This is a genomic window from Chloroflexus sp., assembly GCF_034431535.1.
Taxonomy (GTDB): Bacteria; Chloroflexota; Chloroflexia; order Chloroflexales; family Chloroflexaceae; genus Chloroflexus.
This window is the reverse complement of the sequence record NZ_DAOUDC010000033.1, coordinates 1-16,730: the sequence shown is the minus strand read 5'-3', so window position 1 is coordinate 16,730 and position 16,730 is coordinate 1. Positions and strand designations below refer to the sequence as shown.

The 16,730-nt window shown below is 60.4% G+C and carries 14 protein-coding genes and 1 pseudogene; 3 read left to right on the top strand and 12 right to left on the bottom strand.

The genetic code is table 11. The features are described from left to right. A pseudogene (locus U9R61_RS09060) lies at positions 1-1,875 on the bottom strand (benzoate transporter); the annotation flags it as partial. A gap of 344 nt (positions 1,876-2,219) precedes the next feature. Here U9R61_RS09060 and rarD point away from each other — a divergent pair. Beyond that, the gene (gene rarD / locus U9R61_RS09055) at positions 2,220-3,128 is read left to right on the top strand and encodes an EamA family transporter RarD (protein ID WP_322488489.1); all 909 of its coding nucleotides are present in this window, start codon (positions 2,220-2,222) and stop codon (positions 3,126-3,128) included. Between the two features lie 16 nt (positions 3,129-3,144). On the opposite strand, the gene cofC is transcribed toward rarD, so the two are convergent. From cofC to U9R61_RS09035, 4 genes are all read right to left on the bottom strand, one after another. Beyond that, the gene (gene cofC, locus U9R61_RS09050; protein WP_322488488.1) at positions 3,145-3,753 is read right to left on the bottom strand and encodes a 2-phospho-L-lactate guanylyltransferase; all 609 of its coding nucleotides are present in this window, start codon (positions 3,751-3,753) and stop codon (positions 3,145-3,147) included. A gap of 84 nt (positions 3,754-3,837) precedes the next feature. After that, positions 3,838-4,764, bottom strand: coding sequence for a 2-phospho-L-lactate transferase (cofD, locus tag U9R61_RS09045; RefSeq protein WP_416208837.1), 927 nt, complete (start codon positions 4,762-4,764; stop codon positions 3,838-3,840). 51 nt (positions 4,765-4,815) lie between these two features. Then, complete coding sequence (locus U9R61_RS09040; RefSeq protein WP_322488486.1) at positions 4,816-5,655, bottom strand: tetratricopeptide repeat protein; 840 nt, start codon at positions 5,653-5,655, stop codon at positions 4,816-4,818. Positions 5,656-5,753: 98 nt separating this feature from the next. After that, positions 5,754-6,500 (bottom strand): SURF1 family protein, encoded by a 747-nt coding sequence (locus tag U9R61_RS09035; protein ID WP_322488485.1) that lies wholly within the window; start codon positions 6,498-6,500, stop codon positions 5,754-5,756. Positions 6,501-7,000: 500 nt separating this feature from the next. On the opposite strand from U9R61_RS09035, the gene U9R61_RS09030 reads away from it, so the two are divergent. Further along, a complete protein-coding gene (locus U9R61_RS09030) occupies positions 7,001-9,058 on the top strand; it encodes a serine carboxypeptidase (protein WP_322488484.1) in 2,058 nt (685 codons plus the stop codon). Positions 9,059-9,102: 44 nt separating this feature from the next. Next, positions 9,103-9,885, top strand: coding sequence for an alpha/beta hydrolase (locus U9R61_RS09025; protein WP_322488483.1), 783 nt, complete (start codon positions 9,103-9,105; stop codon positions 9,883-9,885). Positions 9,886-10,682: 797 nt separating this feature from the next. On the opposite strand, the gene U9R61_RS09020 is transcribed toward U9R61_RS09025, so the two are convergent. The 7 genes from U9R61_RS09020 to U9R61_RS08990 form a co-directional block, all read right to left on the bottom strand. Continuing rightward, entirely contained in the window at positions 10,683-11,162 is a 480-nt protein-coding gene (locus U9R61_RS09020; RefSeq protein WP_322488482.1) for a PaaI family thioesterase, read from the bottom strand. Between the two features lie 206 nt (positions 11,163-11,368). Then, positions 11,369-11,962 (bottom strand): class I SAM-dependent methyltransferase, encoded by a 594-nt coding sequence (locus tag U9R61_RS09015; RefSeq protein WP_322488481.1) that lies wholly within the window; start codon positions 11,960-11,962, stop codon positions 11,369-11,371. Between the two features lie 70 nt (positions 11,963-12,032). Continuing rightward, positions 12,033-12,512, bottom strand: a complete 480-nt coding sequence (gene smpB / locus U9R61_RS09010) for an SsrA-binding protein SmpB (RefSeq protein ID WP_416208836.1) — start codon at positions 12,510-12,512, stop codon at positions 12,033-12,035. Positions 12,513-12,572: 60 nt separating this feature from the next. Continuing rightward, a complete protein-coding gene (locus tag U9R61_RS09005; RefSeq protein ID WP_322488480.1) occupies positions 12,573-14,021 on the bottom strand; it encodes an O-antigen ligase family protein in 1,449 nt (482 codons plus the stop codon). Then, positions 14,011-14,988 (bottom strand): class II fructose-bisphosphatase, encoded by a 978-nt coding sequence (gene glpX, locus U9R61_RS09000; protein ID WP_322488479.1) that lies wholly within the window; start codon positions 14,986-14,988, stop codon positions 14,011-14,013. Before glpX ends, U9R61_RS09005 begins: the two co-directional genes overlap by 11 nt. Positions 14,989-15,107: 119 nt before the next feature. Beyond that, positions 15,108-15,668, bottom strand: a complete 561-nt coding sequence (locus U9R61_RS08995) for a VTT domain-containing protein (RefSeq protein ID WP_322488478.1) — start codon at positions 15,666-15,668, stop codon at positions 15,108-15,110. Between the two features lie 77 nt (positions 15,669-15,745). Continuing rightward, positions 15,746-16,483 carry a DUF5995 family protein gene (locus tag U9R61_RS08990; protein WP_322488477.1) on the bottom strand — a complete coding sequence of 246 codons (738 nt, stop codon included), beginning with the start codon at positions 16,481-16,483 and terminating at the stop codon, positions 15,746-15,748. Between the last annotated feature and the right edge of the window lie 247 nt (positions 16,484-16,730).

Here is a 16,730-nt window from a genome sequence, read left to right as displayed (position 1 = left end):
GGTCGGCGTGGCGGTGGCGGTCGGAACCGGGGTGACCGAGGCGGTCGGCGTGGCGGTGGCGGTCGGAACCGGGGTGGCCGTCGCGGTTGGGGTAGCCGTGGCGGTCGGTTCCGGCGTCGCGGTGGCGGTGGCGGTGGCGGTGGCGGTCGGTTCCGGCGTCGCGGTGGCGGTGGCGGTCGGAACCGGGGTGGCCGTCGGTGCCGGATCAACGTTTGTCAGCGTAAAATCAATGCTAACGTTGCCAGCCGTTGCGGTGACAGTGTACGTACCAGCCACATTATTGGCCCGCACCGGAATTTCCACGATTCCATTGAAATCGCTCACGCCGCCATTACCCGCGGGGAAGGTTGCGCTGGCCCCGCTGTTCGGCGCAGTGAAGCTCACATAGACCCCCGTGAACGGGTTGCCATTCTCGTCGCCGACCCAAACCCGCAAGGGCTGGGCAAAGTCGGTGTTGAGCAAGGCGCTCTGGTTGTTGCCGCCGCTGTTCGCCATCGCTAACGGCGGTAGCGACATCAGATAGACTTGCTTTGGTTCATAGACAATCTGGAACGGCTGGCCACCCAACTCGATCACCGCGCCGTTGGGCAAGTCGCGGAAGGTGCCACGAATGCTGCCGGTGCTGCGGTGTTGGATAATGATCCAAGTGTGGCCGGGGATTGGTGTGTAGCCAGGCACGAGCGATAGCGTCAATTCGGCTCCTGCTGGGTTGCCGGGGCCGCTCAGGTCGATATTGGCATTGCGGTTTTGATTATTGGTGTTATTGACCAGCACAAGCGAATCGCCGCCGGGGCCAATCTCGAAGTGGAGGCGAATATTTGGCCCGTGCAAGCGAATGCCGTCGCCATTGCCGGCAACGTTCAGATTGCCGCGTCCACGGATGATGTTACCGGTCGCGAGATCACGCCGGTCACCGATCCCGATTTCACCGCCGCCGGAATCGGCGTTGTAGACGATCGCGCCAACTGTTCCAGCGCCGTAGAGGTTAAGCTGGCCGCTGCTCTGGTTGCGCACGAATGAGCCGATATTGGTGGTCGTTGCTGACAAATTGATTGTCAAGTTACCGCTACCGTTTTTGCGCAGATCACGGCTATTCGTCGCATCGGTCACGCTGGCGAAGGTGACATCGCCTTCAACCGTAATCGCCCGGTTGCCGGGCAATGCAAATGGCGTGCTAAAGCTGAGCCGGTAGTCGCCGCTGTCGAACGTGAAGTCGTTGTTGAGAACCGCTATCTGGTTGGCGATTAACCGGTCTCCGCCAGCGCCGATCAATTGTCCGCTGTAGAGTTCGAGTTTTGATGTGCCAAACGCCTGATTGTCGGCCACAACAATCGCGCCGCCGCTGATCGCGGTTTTGCCTTTGTGTTCGTTGGGGGTAAGGAGGTAGAGATCTCCCTCGCCGGTTTTGGTAATGCCGCCGTTGCCGCGGAGCAGATTGTTGGGGCTGGCGATGATAAGGCTGCTATCAGTCGCGGTGTCGAATGTAATGACTTTTTGGAGTTCAATCGGCACGCCAATGATATGATTGCCTCTCAGGGCGCGGATAGTGCCGGGGCCGACAGGCGGAAAATACAGACTGCCGCTGCCAAACAGCCAGTAGGTCATATCGCTGTCGAAGCGCACTTCGCCGATCTCGATCGCGCCACTATTGAGGGTGACAGTGCGAGGATACGGCGCATTGGGAAACACTGCAATGTCATTCCGGGTCTGCGGCACAATCCCGCCGCTCCAGTTAGCAGAATCGTTCCAGTTGCCGTTGCCGCCGATCCATGTGCTGGTGGCAGCGAAGACTGGATTGATGATAAGCGACCAGATGACGAGCAGAGTGATAACGGGCAATGATGAGAGCATTGCTCGCGGCATTGGACGAATCATGGCTCATCTCCAAGACTGCGATGTAGTATTGCAATTGGACCGAATCATAACCGAAACATGAACCGAAGTATTACCGAAACGGCAGGTTTGCTGGGCATGTTTTTCAAAATGAACAAAGTTTTAACAAACTACTTTGCTATGTAATGTAGTATATATCCGCGCTCTTTGGATGAAGATACGAGCATCCTTGCCGGAATGGGATCGGTCGCGAGACTGATGCCGAGATTGAGCGCGAGGTTTAAAAAAGATTTACCTTTCTGTTGAATATTTTGTTATGAAAGGAGTGCGTGGCGCAAGTAATTGTTGGGTATTGTCGTATTACTTAATGTAGTAAAAAGGTTCTTATGACTAACAAAACCGTATTACAAGGTATTGGCGCGGCAGTCGCCGCCTATACGCTGTGGGGGTTGTTGCCGGTTTATTGGAAGGCCCTGAATGGCGTAACCGCGACCGAAATTCTCGCCCACCGCATGATTTGGTCGCTCCTCTTTTTGCTCGCCGTGCTGGCGGTGCGCCGGCAGTGGCAGTGGGTGCAGGTGATGCGCCGCCAGCGTCGGTTGCGTTTGACCTATCTGGTTAGCGCGACCTTGCTGGCCGCTAATTGGGGGATTTATGTGTGGGCGGTGCAGATGAACCGGGTGGTTGAGGCTAGCCTCGGTTATTTTATCAATCCGCTGGTCAGTATCGCTCTCGGCGTGCTCGTTTTACGCGAACGATTGCGTCCGGCGCAGTGGTTTGCTATCGCCATTGCCACTGCCGGCGTCGCTTGGCTGACCTACAGTGCCGGCGCGTTGCCGTGGATTGCGTTGGCTTTGGCGCTGTCGTTTGGCTGTTATGGTCTTTTGCGCAAACAGACTCCGCTCGGCTCGTTTGAGGCTCTCACCGTCGAGACGCTCTGGATGTTTGTGCCGGCGGTGCTTTGGTTAGGCTGGCTGGCCGGTAACAGTGGCGGCATTCATCACGATGCCGGCTTGTGGCTGTTGCTGCTTAGCACTGGCGTCGTCACCGCAGCGCCGTTGCTTTTCTTCGGCGCGGCTACCCAGCGCATTCCGCTAACCACTATCGGCATTCTGCAATATCTAGCCCCGACCTTACAACTCTTACTGGGGGTGTTGGTCTATGGCGAGCCATTTTCGATCGCGCAATTGATCGGTTTTGGCGCGATTTGGACGGCGCTTGCTATCTATACTACTGATAGCCTGTTGGCGGCGCGCCGCTATCGGGCGACACTCACCCAGCCGGCGGCGGATTGAGCGCCAGCCGGGTTGCTTAGGCAGGGCGTTCGGCGGCGCAGTATTGTCGCAGCCGTTCGCTATCGTCGAGGTCGAAGGCGAGGGTTGGTGTCGTGATCAGACGCGCGCGCAGTCCTAGCTGGGTTGCTACTGCTACGTGCCGGTTAGCGCTGTCGAGGCCGAAGAGGAAGGGCAGCGGCGATGGCAACCGGAGGGCGAGCGCATTGGTGCCACGTTGCTGCTGATCGGGCGCCAGCGCGAGATCGGCTTCGCTCAGCGCATCGTAGAGTGCCGCCACATCCTCTGCCGTTACCAAGGGTAGATCGCCGGCCAGCACGATCATCGTCTGCGCGCCGGCGTTCTGGATCTGTTTACGTGCCTCGGTTAAGGCGGCGTTCAATTCTTCGCAACGGTCGGGCAACCATTCCACACCACTGGCCTGCGCTAGTGCCGCGATAGCCGGATCGGCGCTGACCAGCCAGATTCGCGCCGGCATGGTGAAGCTGCTGGTTGCTTGCCGGGCAGCGTTGATGACGTGCTGGGCTAATCTGAGCACGAGCCGTTGCCGTGCTGTCGGGGCGAGGTCGCCGGCCAGCCGTGATTTAGCGAACTGGAGCCGTTTGATGGGGATGGCGATGCCGATCACGGACGCTGCTTTCTGTCGTTGCACGGGGGGCGTAGTCACACAGCGAAGCTGTGTCCTCTTGCCCCCGCAACAATTGCTTGCGAATTAAGCGAGCGCGAGATCCAATGCTGCCCGAGCCAGCGCCATCTTTTCCGGCATGCCGCGCATAATCGTATCAGTCACGAGTGGGCGAATGCCGAGCTGTGCGATGGCCGGCGCCAGCGCCGCATCGACGGTATCAATGACAATCCCGTCAATCAGATCGGCATACGCTGTGGCAACCCCCAACGCGGTCGGTTCCATCCCCACGGCCCGCATCAGCGGCACTGCCGGCCCTTTAATCGCCGCGCCACCCACGATCGGGCTGATGGCGACGACCGGTGCATTGGCGTTGGTGATCGCTTCCCGCACACCGGGAATGGCAAGGATCGGCCCGACGCTTACCACCGGGTTGCTCGGCGCGATGATGATCGCTTCGGCGCTGGCGAGCAGCGGCAATAGGTGCGGCGCCGGCTGCACTGGTCCGGCAGCGTGCAGGCGCACCCCAAGCACCGCCGGCTGGCAGCGTTCGCGCACGAAATACTCTTCAAAGTGCAGTTCGCCGTAATCGGTCAGGATGTGGGTCGGCGCCGGCTCATCGCTCATCGGCACAATAGTGATCGGCACTCCCAAGGCCTGCCGGATCTCGTCGGCGACCTGCGACAGAGTTGCGCCATCGCGCAGACGGGCAGTGCGGTAGATGTGCAATGCCAGATCGCGATCGCCGAGCTTGAACCACGTTGGCGCATCGAGCCGGCCTAGCCACTGCATACATTCGTCGGTGTCGCCGGCAATGCCCCATCCCTGCGCGGTATCAATCACCCCGGCTAACGTACAGGTGACGATATCGAGATCGGGCGAGATGTGCAATCCGTGCAGCACCATATCGTCGCCAGTATTGACGACGGCGGTGATTCGTTCCGGCAGCGCAACGGCAGCCAAACCTTCGAGAAACCGGGCGGCGCCTACACCGCCGGCCAGCACAACAATCATAACAGTAGACATAAAGGCGCAGAGACAGCTTGCCTGTCTCTGCGCCGCAGATTAGAAGAGCAGATTCGCCAGCCGGCGGCGGGCCGGCCCCACCAACGGATGCTCGTCGCCGAGCAGGGCAAACAACGCCAGCAACGCCTTGCGCGCGCCGTCATCGCGCAGCGCGCGATCCCGGCCAACAATGGTCAAGAGCTGCTCGATGGCCGTCGCGTAATCGCCGGCGCGCACCGCCGCAGCCGCTTGCCGGTACAACCCCTCGCTGCCTTCTGCCGGTTCAGCAGGTGCATTCACCAGATCGGCGATTGCCAACCCAGCGGTCGCCCGGCTGCTAAATGAACTGCTTGCCGGAACTTGCTTCAGGGTCACAATCCCTTCCGGATCACCGCGCAGCGCTAGCAACCGGCCCAAATTGAACAGCGCCGTCTCGTTCTTGGGGTCTTGGCCCAGAATCAATCGGTAGCGCGCAATCGCCTCCGCCGGATTGGTCGCCTCCAGTGCTTGCGCCATCGCCAGCAGATCGGCGTTGCGCTCAGGCACTACCCGCTTCAGCCATGCCCGTACCTGACTCTCCGGCAGTGCGCCGGTAAACTCATCAACAATCTTGCCTTGATAGACCGCCTTGACCGCCGGAATGCCCTGTACCCGGAACATCTGGGCAAGGCGCGGGTTTTCATCAACATTAATCTTGACCAGCACCCACGTGCCGCCGGCTTCGCGCGCCAACCGCTCGAGCGTCGGCCCCAGCACGCGGCACGGCCCGCACCACGGCGCCCAAAAGTCGATCACGACCGGCGTCGTCTGCGAGCGCTGCAACACCTCGCGCTCAAAGGTAGCTTCGGTAACGTCAAGCACTGCGTTTTGGGCAGTCGTTGCGCTCACTCCAGTAGCCATGCTTGTTCTCTCCTTGCACCGATCGGTTATTGCTGTTGTGTAGTGTACCAGAAAGGTGTTGAAACGATGTCGGCAAAATGTAAGAAGAATGTCAACATTTACCGCCGCTGCACCTCTTGCCGCAAGAGCAAGAGATAACCGACGCCGATGATACCGGCGAAGGTAAACCATTGCAACGCATAGCTCAAGTGCGGACCTTCATCGAGCCGGTACGGGTCGGGCGGGCGCGGTAAGCCGGTGTTGTCGTCGGGCAATTGCTCGATAAACAGCGGTAACAGCGGCGCGCTAACCTGCTGTTGGATGGCCGGCACATCCACCCGCAGCCACGCATTGATCCGCGTTTCCCCCGGCAATGGCAGGTCGCGCCCGGCCAATGGGCTGTCGGGGCGCAATTGCGGCGCTTGGGCAATCCCTTCAATCGTCACCAGTCGCGTCACCGCGTAGGCGGTCGCCGCCCCCTGCGCCGAGGGCAGCCAACCGCGGTCAACCAGCACAGCGTATTCACTGCCCTCAATCTGCAATGGCGTCACCAAGTGAACTCCATCGACCCCGCTATCCGACCTCCTCCCGCGCAAGACGATACTTTCTTCATTGCGAAACACCCCGCTCACCACCACCCGCCGCCCGATCACCATCGCCGGATCGGTCTCAGGTGTGAGCGGAATCGCCGGCTGGGCCAATGCCGCCAAGCGGGCCGCATTCGCCGCCCGCTGCTGTTCGAGCCGGTCAAGTTGCCAGAATCCCAAAAAGATCAATGTCGCCAACATTACCAAGGCAAACAGATGCTTCGCGATCCACCATCCACGGAGGAGGCGATGGGTGGCGGGTACGGTTGTCGTTGTCATACGCTGCCAGCTCGCTGCTATGCCACCGTTTATTATGATGAGCAAAGGTGGCGAAACGTAACATTCCCCAGCCATCATACCATTAGTGGCGGTGGTGCTGCCAATGGCTCCTACTTAGAATGGATAAGCGCCCTCGCTAGGGAATATTGAGGGGCGGACAGAACAGGTGCTCGCTGTACGATGCCTCAAAGCGTAGCTCTGCTCCCCTCTCCCGCACCAGGGGGAGCGGGGCAGGGGGTGAGGGGGAAACGGCGCATCGTAACACCATCAACCGTATCTGCGCTCATGCGTTCTGTCCGTCCTTGAACTGTGGAATGCGGCAGTGAAACTGCCGCATTCCATACTTGTACGTGGCAGCGCCACTGCCGCACGCCACACCTTGATGCGGCAGTAGCACTGCCGTACTCGATACTTGGAGGCGGCAGTAGCCCTGCCGCACTCCATACCCCCATTCGTTGTCCATGGTATACTTGCGCTATGACTGCGAGGAGGAGGCCGCAATGAAGCGAGTGGTTAGCATCAGTCTTGGATCGGCGCAACGCGATTATCAGATCACGGTCACGGTGCTCGGCCAGCATGTGGAAGTGCGCCGGATCGGTGCCAACGACGATATCGCGCAGGCGATGGCACTCGTGCGCGAATTTGACGGCAAGGTTGACGCAATCGGGTTAGGCGGCTTGACGCCGGTCTTCCGGATTGGCCGCGCTCGTTACCCGCATCAAGAAGCGATCCATATCGCCGCCCAAGCCCGCCGCACGCCGGTGGTTGATGGCGGTGTGGTCAAAGCGACGCTCGAACGGTGGGCAGTTGCCCAAGCAACCCGTCAGATCCCGTCACTGTTGCGCTATAAGCGAGTGTTGATCACGAGCGGCGTTGAGCGTTACCAGCTCGCCGCGGCGATCAGCCAGTACGAGCCGGAGTTGCGCTTCGCCGATCCGGTGATTCACGCCGGTATTCCCTTCTTGCCGCCGCCACGCTCGCTCGAACAACTTGAGTTGTACGCCGCCACCACTTTGCCCATTTTGGCCCTCTTGCCCTACCGCTTTCTCCATCCGGTGGCGCTCGGCCAAGAGGGTTTTGATAGCCGGGCAGCCGATTTGTTCCGCTGGGCCGATGTCATTGCTGGCGATTTTGCCTTTATCCGCCGCTTCGCGCCCCACGATCTGACCCGCAAGTCGATCATCACCGATGATCCATCGCCGGCTGAGATCGAAGACTTGCGCCGGCGTGGTGTGACGACGCTGGTCACGATGACGCCGCCGCTCAGCGAAGAACGCCCGTTCCTCGCTGCCGATGCAATCGAGGCGGTGATTACCGCGATTACCGAAAGCACGCGCCAACCCGGCGATGCCGAGGTGATCGATTTTATTGCGGCTGCCGGCTGGGGTCCGACAGTACAAGACCTTAATCCTCGGCCTAAACCGCGCTTTGCCTTTGTGATCCATCCGCTGCGCACCGAGCTGATCGCCAATCACCATCTGTTCCGCTGGACGCGCTATCTGCCCAAGCGGTTGGTCGAACTCGTTGCTGCCGAGTTCCCGCCCCTCTACCTCTCACGCATCCGTGGCATTCGCTCGAAAGCCACCGGCGAAGAGGTGGAAGGCATTCTCCTCACCCTAGGTGCGACTCCGCGCGAGATGATGCGCCGCTCGCCAAGCTTTACCTATCGCCGCTTGATTAAAGCGGCCCGCATGGCCGAATGGATGGGGGCGCAGATTATGGGTTTGGGCGCATTTACCTCGGTAGTCGGTGATGCCGGGATCACCGTGGCCCAGAAAGTCAGTATCGGCATTACGTCGGGCAATTCGCTGACGGTGGCCGCCACCCTCGAAGCGGCCAAGCAGGCGGTGTTGCTGATGAAGGGGGGCCGGCCTGAGCATGTGCGCGCCGTTGTGATCGGTGCGACTGGCTCGATCGGCGCGGTTTGTGCGCGTTTGTTGGCCCAGGCGGTGCAAGATGTCGTGCTGGTGGCGCCGCGCGCTGAACGCTTGCTGGCGCTCAAGAAACAGATTGAAGCCGAGACGCCGGGGGCGCGGGTGGTGGCGGCGACCTACGCCGATGCCTATATCGGTGATGCCGATCTGATTATTACCACCACTAGCGCGTTGACCGGCAAGGTGATCAATATTGATAAGCTCAAACCCGGCGCCGTCGTGTGCGATGTCGCCCGTCCGCCGGATGTGAAAGAGGAAGATGCGCGCCGCCGGCCTGATGTGCTTGTGATCGAGAGCGGTGAGATTGTCCTCCCCGGTGAGCCGGATTTTGGCTTCGATATTGATATGCCTCCCGGCACCGCCTACGCCTGCCTCTCTGAAACGGCGCTGCTGGCGATGGAAGGCAAGTTTGAGGATTATACGCTGGGGCGCAATATCGAGATCGAGCGGGTGAAAGAAGTCTATCGGTTGTGGAAGAAGCATGGTCTTGAGCTGGCTCGCCTGCGCTCGTTTGGCGTCTACGTCACCGACGAGATGATCGCCGAGAAGCGTCGCTTGGCCGAAGAGCGCCGCCGCCAGTTGGGGCTGCCGCCGGAACGAGTGATCGTGGGGAGTGGGGAGTAGGGCATAGGGAGGAGGAACTATTGACCCTACTATTCAGAAGTGTTATGCTTGAATGGATCTCTGCCCAGCCGTACCAACCCCGTCCCGCTCCGCCAGTGCTGTTGGTGCATGGCGCATGGCACGGCGCATGGTGTTGGACTGAACGGGCCTTGCCTGATTTGGCTGCCCGCGGCCTGACTGCGCATGCGATCAGCCTGTGTGGTCACGGCGCTAGCCCGCCAGCCAGCCCATTGACCACCATCTGCGATTATGTGCAGGATGTCCGCACGGCGGTGGCTGCGTTGCCCCAGCCGCCAGTGCTGGTTGGCCATAGCGCCGGCGGTTACGTCGCCCAATTGCTGATGACCGGGCGTTGCGGGTCGCCGCCGGCCTTGGCTGGCGTGGTGCTGCTCTGTAGCTCGCCAGTCTCAAGCCCCGCCTACTTTCTGCGCCGCTGGCGTGAAGGCGCGCCGATGGTAGATATCCGCGCCCTGTTGCGCCGTGAGCCGGCTGCCGTGCGCGTCGCTCTCTTCCGGCCCGACATCGCTGCTGCCGACCTCGAACGCTATCGCCAGCAACTGGTCAGCGAACCGCCACTCGTGACGATGACCAGTATGCTGATCCGCCCTCGTCCGTCCGCTTGTCGGACGCCGGTGCTGGTCATCGCTGCCGGCGACGATGCGATCTTTGATCTCGCTGCCCAGCAAGCGCTTGCCGCTACCTACCGCGCCGAGCTATTTGTCATCCCATCGGCGCCGCACGACATCATGCTCGATCCGGCGTGGCCGTTGGCTGGGGCTGCGATTGCCCAATTTGCGGTTGAGCTGAATCGCACGGCGAAGGTGTAGTGTTTTTATCGCCGAGAACACAGCGAGCGCAGCGGGAAGGTGGATATTGTGCCGCCAAGGGGCGCGGGCCGCTGACCAAAATGTACGGAGTCCCTGAGCGCGATCCCGGCGCCCTGATCCATCGCCTCGTCTAGGCGCGGCGATGTGGAAAAAAGCATCTATTCAGTACCGCCATCGCGGGCCTACTGGGTGAGGCCGCGGCCCTAGCGCGCTCTGGCAGGCAAGAGTGCTTCAGGCGCGGAAAAAGCATCTATCCTGTCTAAACATCATCTCCCCCTGCTCCTGCTTGCGCGAGCAGGGGTTTGGGGAATGAGAGTAGCTCTCCCGTACCCACATCTTAGGCGCACTGGGTGAGGCGGCAGCGCTAGCGCGCTCTGGTAGGCAAGAGTGCTTCAGGCGCGGAAAAAGCATCTATCCTGTCTAAACATTTTGTTCCCTGCTCCCACTGGTGAGAGCAGGGGCGGGGGGATGAGGGCAAGCAGTTTACTACAGGGGCTGCCGCAGACGGGGAGATCATATCAAATCCTTTGCGTCCTCTGCGATCTGCGCGCCTTTGCGTTAGCATCCTTTGCGTCTTTGCGTTGCCCCTCACCCCTATCCCCTCTCCCGCGCGTGGAGGTGAGGGGCGCTGCTGCCTTCCGCGAGAGCAAAGACTGTACCGCCAACCTAGCGGCTTACCTTCTGCATCCTCTGCACTCTTTGCGGTAAACAACGCTCCCCGCTCCCGCTGTCAGGTGGGAGCGGGGGTTGGGGGGTGAGGGCATCTATCTAGTACAAACATTCCCGCCGTGACAACGTTACGCCCGATTGAGTAACGCTTCGATCATGTGATCGGGCGCTTGTACCGCCACCACTTCGCCTTGCACCGTCGTCTCGCCATTCACCTCGATCCACGCCTCAACCACCACCTTACGACCGGCCATCTCCTTCACCCGCCCGTGGATGACCAATTCGGGGCCAAGCGGGGTCGGTTTCAAGAAATTCACCCGCAACGAGGCAGTGAGGTAGCGCAAGTACGGGGCTGTGCCCGGCTCGCGGCCAGCCGCCGCGTAAGCGGCAGCCGAAGCGGTGCCCGTGCCGTGACAATCGATCAGCGAAGCGAGCAACCCGCCGTACACATAACCGGGAACAGCGGTGTGGTAGGGGCGTGGGGTGAAACGGGCAATGGCTTCATTACCGTCCCAAACACTCTTGATCTGCAAACCGTCGGGGTTGAGACGTCCGCAACCGTAGCAGTGGCTCAACTCATCGGGATAGGTGTCTTGGATGGGTTTCATTGACTACTCCAGATAGACAGCGCGATATCCAGACCCAGTGATGCTACACCGTTGTGGCTCAACAGTCTACTCTTGTCAGTGCGCGGAGGCGCAGCCCTCGCAGCAATCTCCATGGTGTGTTTCCGCTCGCGCGGGGGATTGCTTCGCCGCGCTGCGCTCGGCTCGCAATGACCACCGGACGAGCTCGCTCTTCCACCGCTTTGTCTTTACGTCCGCCGCAGGTAGATCCACGCCGAGGGGCCGCGATTCCCCATCACCACCGTCTCACCGGGGACAAACTGCTCGACAGTGAAACGCTGGCGCAGAGCCTGCATCAGCGCCGATTGCTCGATGCTAGTTTTGAGCGTCTCTGTCTGATCACTGTTGCGCAGATGGGCAAACAACACAAACAACCCATCCGGTCGCAGCAACCGGTGAACTTCGTCAAGGTACACATGCAGCGCTGGCTCGGCGAAGCCGTGGCCGCAGCCGACATCGATCGCCAAATCGTACGGCCCGCTGAGAAAATCGAGCTTGGTGACATCGGCGACAAACAGGCGCACCCGGTCAGTAACCCCGGCGGCAGCCACCCGCTCGGCGGCCATGGCAATCGCTTCAGGAATGAAATCGACTCCGTCAACCTGCCAGCCGGCGCGGGCCAACCAGATAGCGGCGCGACCGAGACCGCAGCCGAGATCAATGGCGCGGCCCGGCGGCAATTCGCGGCTGAGCGCAATGATTTCGGGTGGCGGTTCAGGGTGATCCCACGGGATTTCGCCGGATAGGTAGCGATCGCGAATGCGCTGGAAACGGTCGGTCATAATGTGCCCTTGTAAGCGTAAGTACGGCGGTTTGCTCTGTGCTTTTGCGTCTTTTTGCGGCTATTCCCATTTACCGCTCTTGCCGCGAACGCTTGAGCGCGCGGTCAATATCGCGCGCGGCATCGCGGCGGGCAATATCCTCGCGCTTATCATAAATCTTCTTACCGCGGGCCACTCCAAGCTCGACCTTGGCCCGCCGCCCTTTGAAATAGATCTTCAGCGGCACCAGCGTCATGCCCTTCATCCGCACCAACCCATTCAGCCGGTTAATCTCGCGGCGGTGCAGCAAGAGCTTGCGCGGTCGCAGCGGGTCATGGTTGAAGTATTTGCCCGATTGCTCGTACGGCGCGATATGGGCATCGTAGAGAAATATTTCATCGTTGACGACGCGAGCGAAGCTGCCGCGCAAATTCACTCGTCCGGCGCGCACCGATTTAATCTCGCTGCCAGAGAGGACGATGCCCGCTTCGATAGTCTCTTCGATGTCGTAATCGTGACGAGCTTTACGGTTGTCGGCGACTACGCCGGGATGGTTGTTTTTACTTGCCATGATGGTTCGATTTCAAGTACATCTGTGTTGCCGTCGTTGGGTCACTGCATTGAGTTACCCTTACGACGGCGGTTCGTTAATCAGCCACTCAATGGCGCTGCCTAACCCGATCGTACACCAAAACAGCGTCGCCATGTGGCTAAACTCAATGTTAAAGAAATAGTGATCGGCTAAGCCGACGGCGAGCGCGGCCACGATCGCGCCTTGGCAGCCGAGCAGCCAACTGGCCGCTTCATCATCGAGGTGCGGTAAGATGTGCAGGCTGCGGGTAAACCAAAATCCGATCAAGCCCAAAAAGACGGCCAGCCCGATCAAGCCCATGCGTTGGCCAATCGCGAGGTAAATACTGCTCACCCCCGCCGAGAGGTCGAGATCGGGTGCTTGGCCAAAGCCGATACCAAACGCCGGATAGCGCTGGATAATCGCAATCGCGTTAGCGTACTCGTCGAGGCGCATCTGTTGGGCCTGATCACGGAACTGGACGCCGGAGAGCACGCGGTTTATGAATTCGTCCGCATACCCTAGTCCCAAGAGCAGCACGGCGCCGAGGACGCCAGCGACAATCATATACCTCCACAACCGGCGATAGCGCACGGTAGCCAAAAAGGCCGCGGCGATGATCAAGCCGAACAGGGCGGCGCGCGAGAAGGTCAGCAACAGCGCCAGCACCTGCAACCCGCCCAAGGTCGCCAACAACCAGCGCGGCAAGAGCGGGCGCGGCGCGGCGAGTTGGGTCAGGGTCAGCACCGCGACGAGGGCCAGCATCCCACCAAAACTGTTCGGGTCAACCCCCAAGCCGATCACCCGTTCGAGGCCGTTGGGGTCATCTTCCACATACCGCAACACCCGTCCGCTGGTCGGGTACCCGATCCGGCCCAGCGCCACCAGCAGTTGCAAGGCGATCGAATCGGGCAAGGCCCACAAAATGAGCCCAATCAGCGCCGACAAACCGCCCACCACAATCAAGGCGCGCACAATCAGCCGGGCGGTATCGCGGTCGCGCACACAATTGATCACGGTCAGGTAGCAAAAGACCCCCAACACAAACTTGGCGTAATTGTGGAGGGTTTGCGGGTCGGGCAACCCGCGCGCGCCGAGCACCAACGAAAAGAGGGTCAGGCCGAGAAACCCGATCAGCGGCAAGCCCAGCGAACCGAAGCGAACATCATACGTATCCGAGCGCGCCAGCGCGCGCAAAAACCAAACCCCGTTGAGCGCCACCAGCACCAGCGTTAGGAAATTAGGTGTGATAATCGCCTTAAACGGCAAAGTGCCAAACGGGATCAGCGTGGCCACGGCCAAGGCCGCGATCAAGCCGGCCTTGACGCTCACCAACAACGCAGTAGCGATGGCCAAGGCCAGCAAACCGGCGGCGGCGTACAACGGCCCCAAGGCCGTCACGCCGCCGATCAGGCTGCCGGTGGCCAACGCCAACAATCCAATCACAAGCGGCGACTGCACCAACCGGTCGCGCACCGTTGTAGGTTGCGCGGAAAGCTTAATGGACATACGGCATATCAGAAATGCGCATCAGTTTATCCCAACGGTGGGTGGCATCGATGTAGCGCACCGTCCCCGAACGTGAGCGCATCACCACGCTATGGGTGCGGGCACCGCCGCCGAAATACTCCACGCCGCGGAGAAACTCGCCGGAGGTAATGCCGGTGGCTGCTACCACCACATTCTCGCCGTGCACCAGATCACGAGTCGTCAATACTTGTTTAGGATCGAGGCCAAGTTCAGCGGCGCGCGCGCGTTCTTCATCGTTCCGCGGCCAGATTTTACACTGGATCTCGCCGCCCATGCACTTCAGCGCCGCCGCCGTCAGCACTGCTTCCGGCGCGCCGCCGATCCCCATCAAGATATCAGCCGGCGGATTCTCAATGTTGGTCATAATCCCGGCGCTGACATCGCCGTGGGCAATGAGCTTAATACGCGCGCCGACTTCGCGAATCTGGCGAATGAGATCCTTGTGGCGCGGGCGATCAAGCACCACGACGGTCACGTCTTCAACTTGCTTATTGAGCGTGCGCGCAACCGCGCGAATATTGTAGGCCACCGGCGCATTGATATCGATCACGCCCTTGGCCCGTTCGCCGACGGCGAGCTTATCCATATACGGGATTCCACGCCAATTGTAGAACGAGTGCCGATCGGCCACGGCAACGATCGCGATCGCGCCGGGCATACCTTCGGCGAGCAGTGTGGTACCCTCAACCGGATCAACTGCCACATCGATCTCGTCACCGTCGCCATTACCAATCCGTTCGCCGATATAGAGCATCGGCGCTTCGTCCTTCTCACCCTCACCGATCACCACGATACCGTTCATCGGCACACTGTTCAGTGCCATCCGCATCGCATCAACTGCGGCCTGATCGGCGCTATTCTTGTCGCCGCGACCCATCCAGCGCCCCGAACGCAGCGCAGCCGCTTCGGTGGCCCGCACCAAATCCATCCCAAGGTTGCGCTCCATCGCGAACCTCCGCTTTCTTGCTGGCGATCCTGTTCCAGTGGCGCGCCAGCCTCGCGCCCTGCGTTACCTTGAATTGTAGCATAGGTGCAGAGGGGGGCCTATATGCCACACGGTCAGGTTCACCAACCGCCAAAGAGGGTATATCCCAGCAGCACGACTAACCCCATCCGCACCATCCGGGCCAGAAAGACCGTCGTGGCGAACACCCAAACCGGCACGCCAACGGCGCCGGCGATAATGCCGGCGATGTCGAAAAACGGGTTCGGCGGCGCCGAGAGGACGAACAACACGACCGGCGCGCGCCAGCGGTGCTGCATCTGGCGATGCACCCACTCGTAGAACGCGGTGCGCTCCATGGCCTTGCGCCCGCTCCGTCCGGCGTAAAAGGCGACCAGCTCACCGAGCACCGAACCAGCAGCGGCGGCGACGGCGACGCCATAGGGGTTAAAGGCTTGTCCGAGCCGAATCAAGAGCGGATAGTACGGCACCGGCACCACAATCGAAGCGTTAGCGATTCCAGCCGAAAGAAAAGCGCCCAAATAACCGAGGGCGCCTAACCGTTCGACCAGATCGGGGGGGAGTAAGATAAAGACGAGCACGTTTGCAACTGCAATCGCAATGCCAACGACAGCGGGCCATAACCATACCCGCCAAAGCGGCGGCTGTGTTTCGACAGACATACACCCTCTTGATGACGGACTAACAAGTATGTAAGATGCCGTATTTACAACCGATCGCTGTTCTGGTGAGAACTTGTTCAGATTAACCGTAGCCGGTTTAGCCAGCGTAACGGATACCCAAACACTCGCGCGCCGAGCGCGTCGCCGCTGAGCAAGCGGGCGCGTTGCGTGGCGATGCGGTCAACGTGCTGACGAGCGGCGGCACGTTCGGCGCCGTCGTTTGCCGCCATCGTCTGCACTGCTTGCTGCCAAACATCGTTGCGCCAGTTGCGGATTAAGTGCGCGGTACACCACTCGTCGAGCGGGCCAAAGGCGCGGTCAAGGATGCGCATAGCGCGAGCGTATGGCGCGAGCACCTCATCTTGCACCCGATCGATCGTGAGCGCAATCACCCGATTGACCGCGTCGTAATCCGCTTGCCGTTGCTGGCGTTCATATTCCGAAAGGTGTGGCCATTCCGGGCGTAGCAAATCATCCAACACCAATACCAGATCGTAATTGATATGCGCATTCACCCCCAAAAGCAGATGTTGCACAATGGCTATGTCGCTCCGCGCAGCAACAGCGAAGGTATGCTGCCAGACCTGCGGCCCGCCGGTTGCTTGTTCCCACGCCGTAAGGGCGACAAAATAATAGTCGGCAAAGTCACCGATCAGCCGATGCACCCAAGCTGAGTCGTGGAATTCATCGCGTTCTACCGCAGCTAGCATATGCTCAGTCATCCGCTGGTAACAGGCCAGAAAGATGGCCCGGTGGTCGCCGGTTGCATTCCACGAATCCACCAGCGCCAGCATACGTTCGGTTAGGTCAGGCATGCAATCTCCTTTCTGGCCGGCAAGGTCACAGGCGATAGCGAAACCGTGACATGCTCACAGTGTACCACGCAAATTCGTTGATTTGTGACGGATCCAGCGCGCGCCGCATAACGAGAAATATCGCTTAGGAAAGCGGTTCAGCTCGGTTACACATAGCCGCTTGACAAATCGGGCCAGAATTGCTATACTCCTCATCGTCAATCGCACCGCGGTTGACACGGAGGACGGCCCGCGTGGCGCGCTCCGC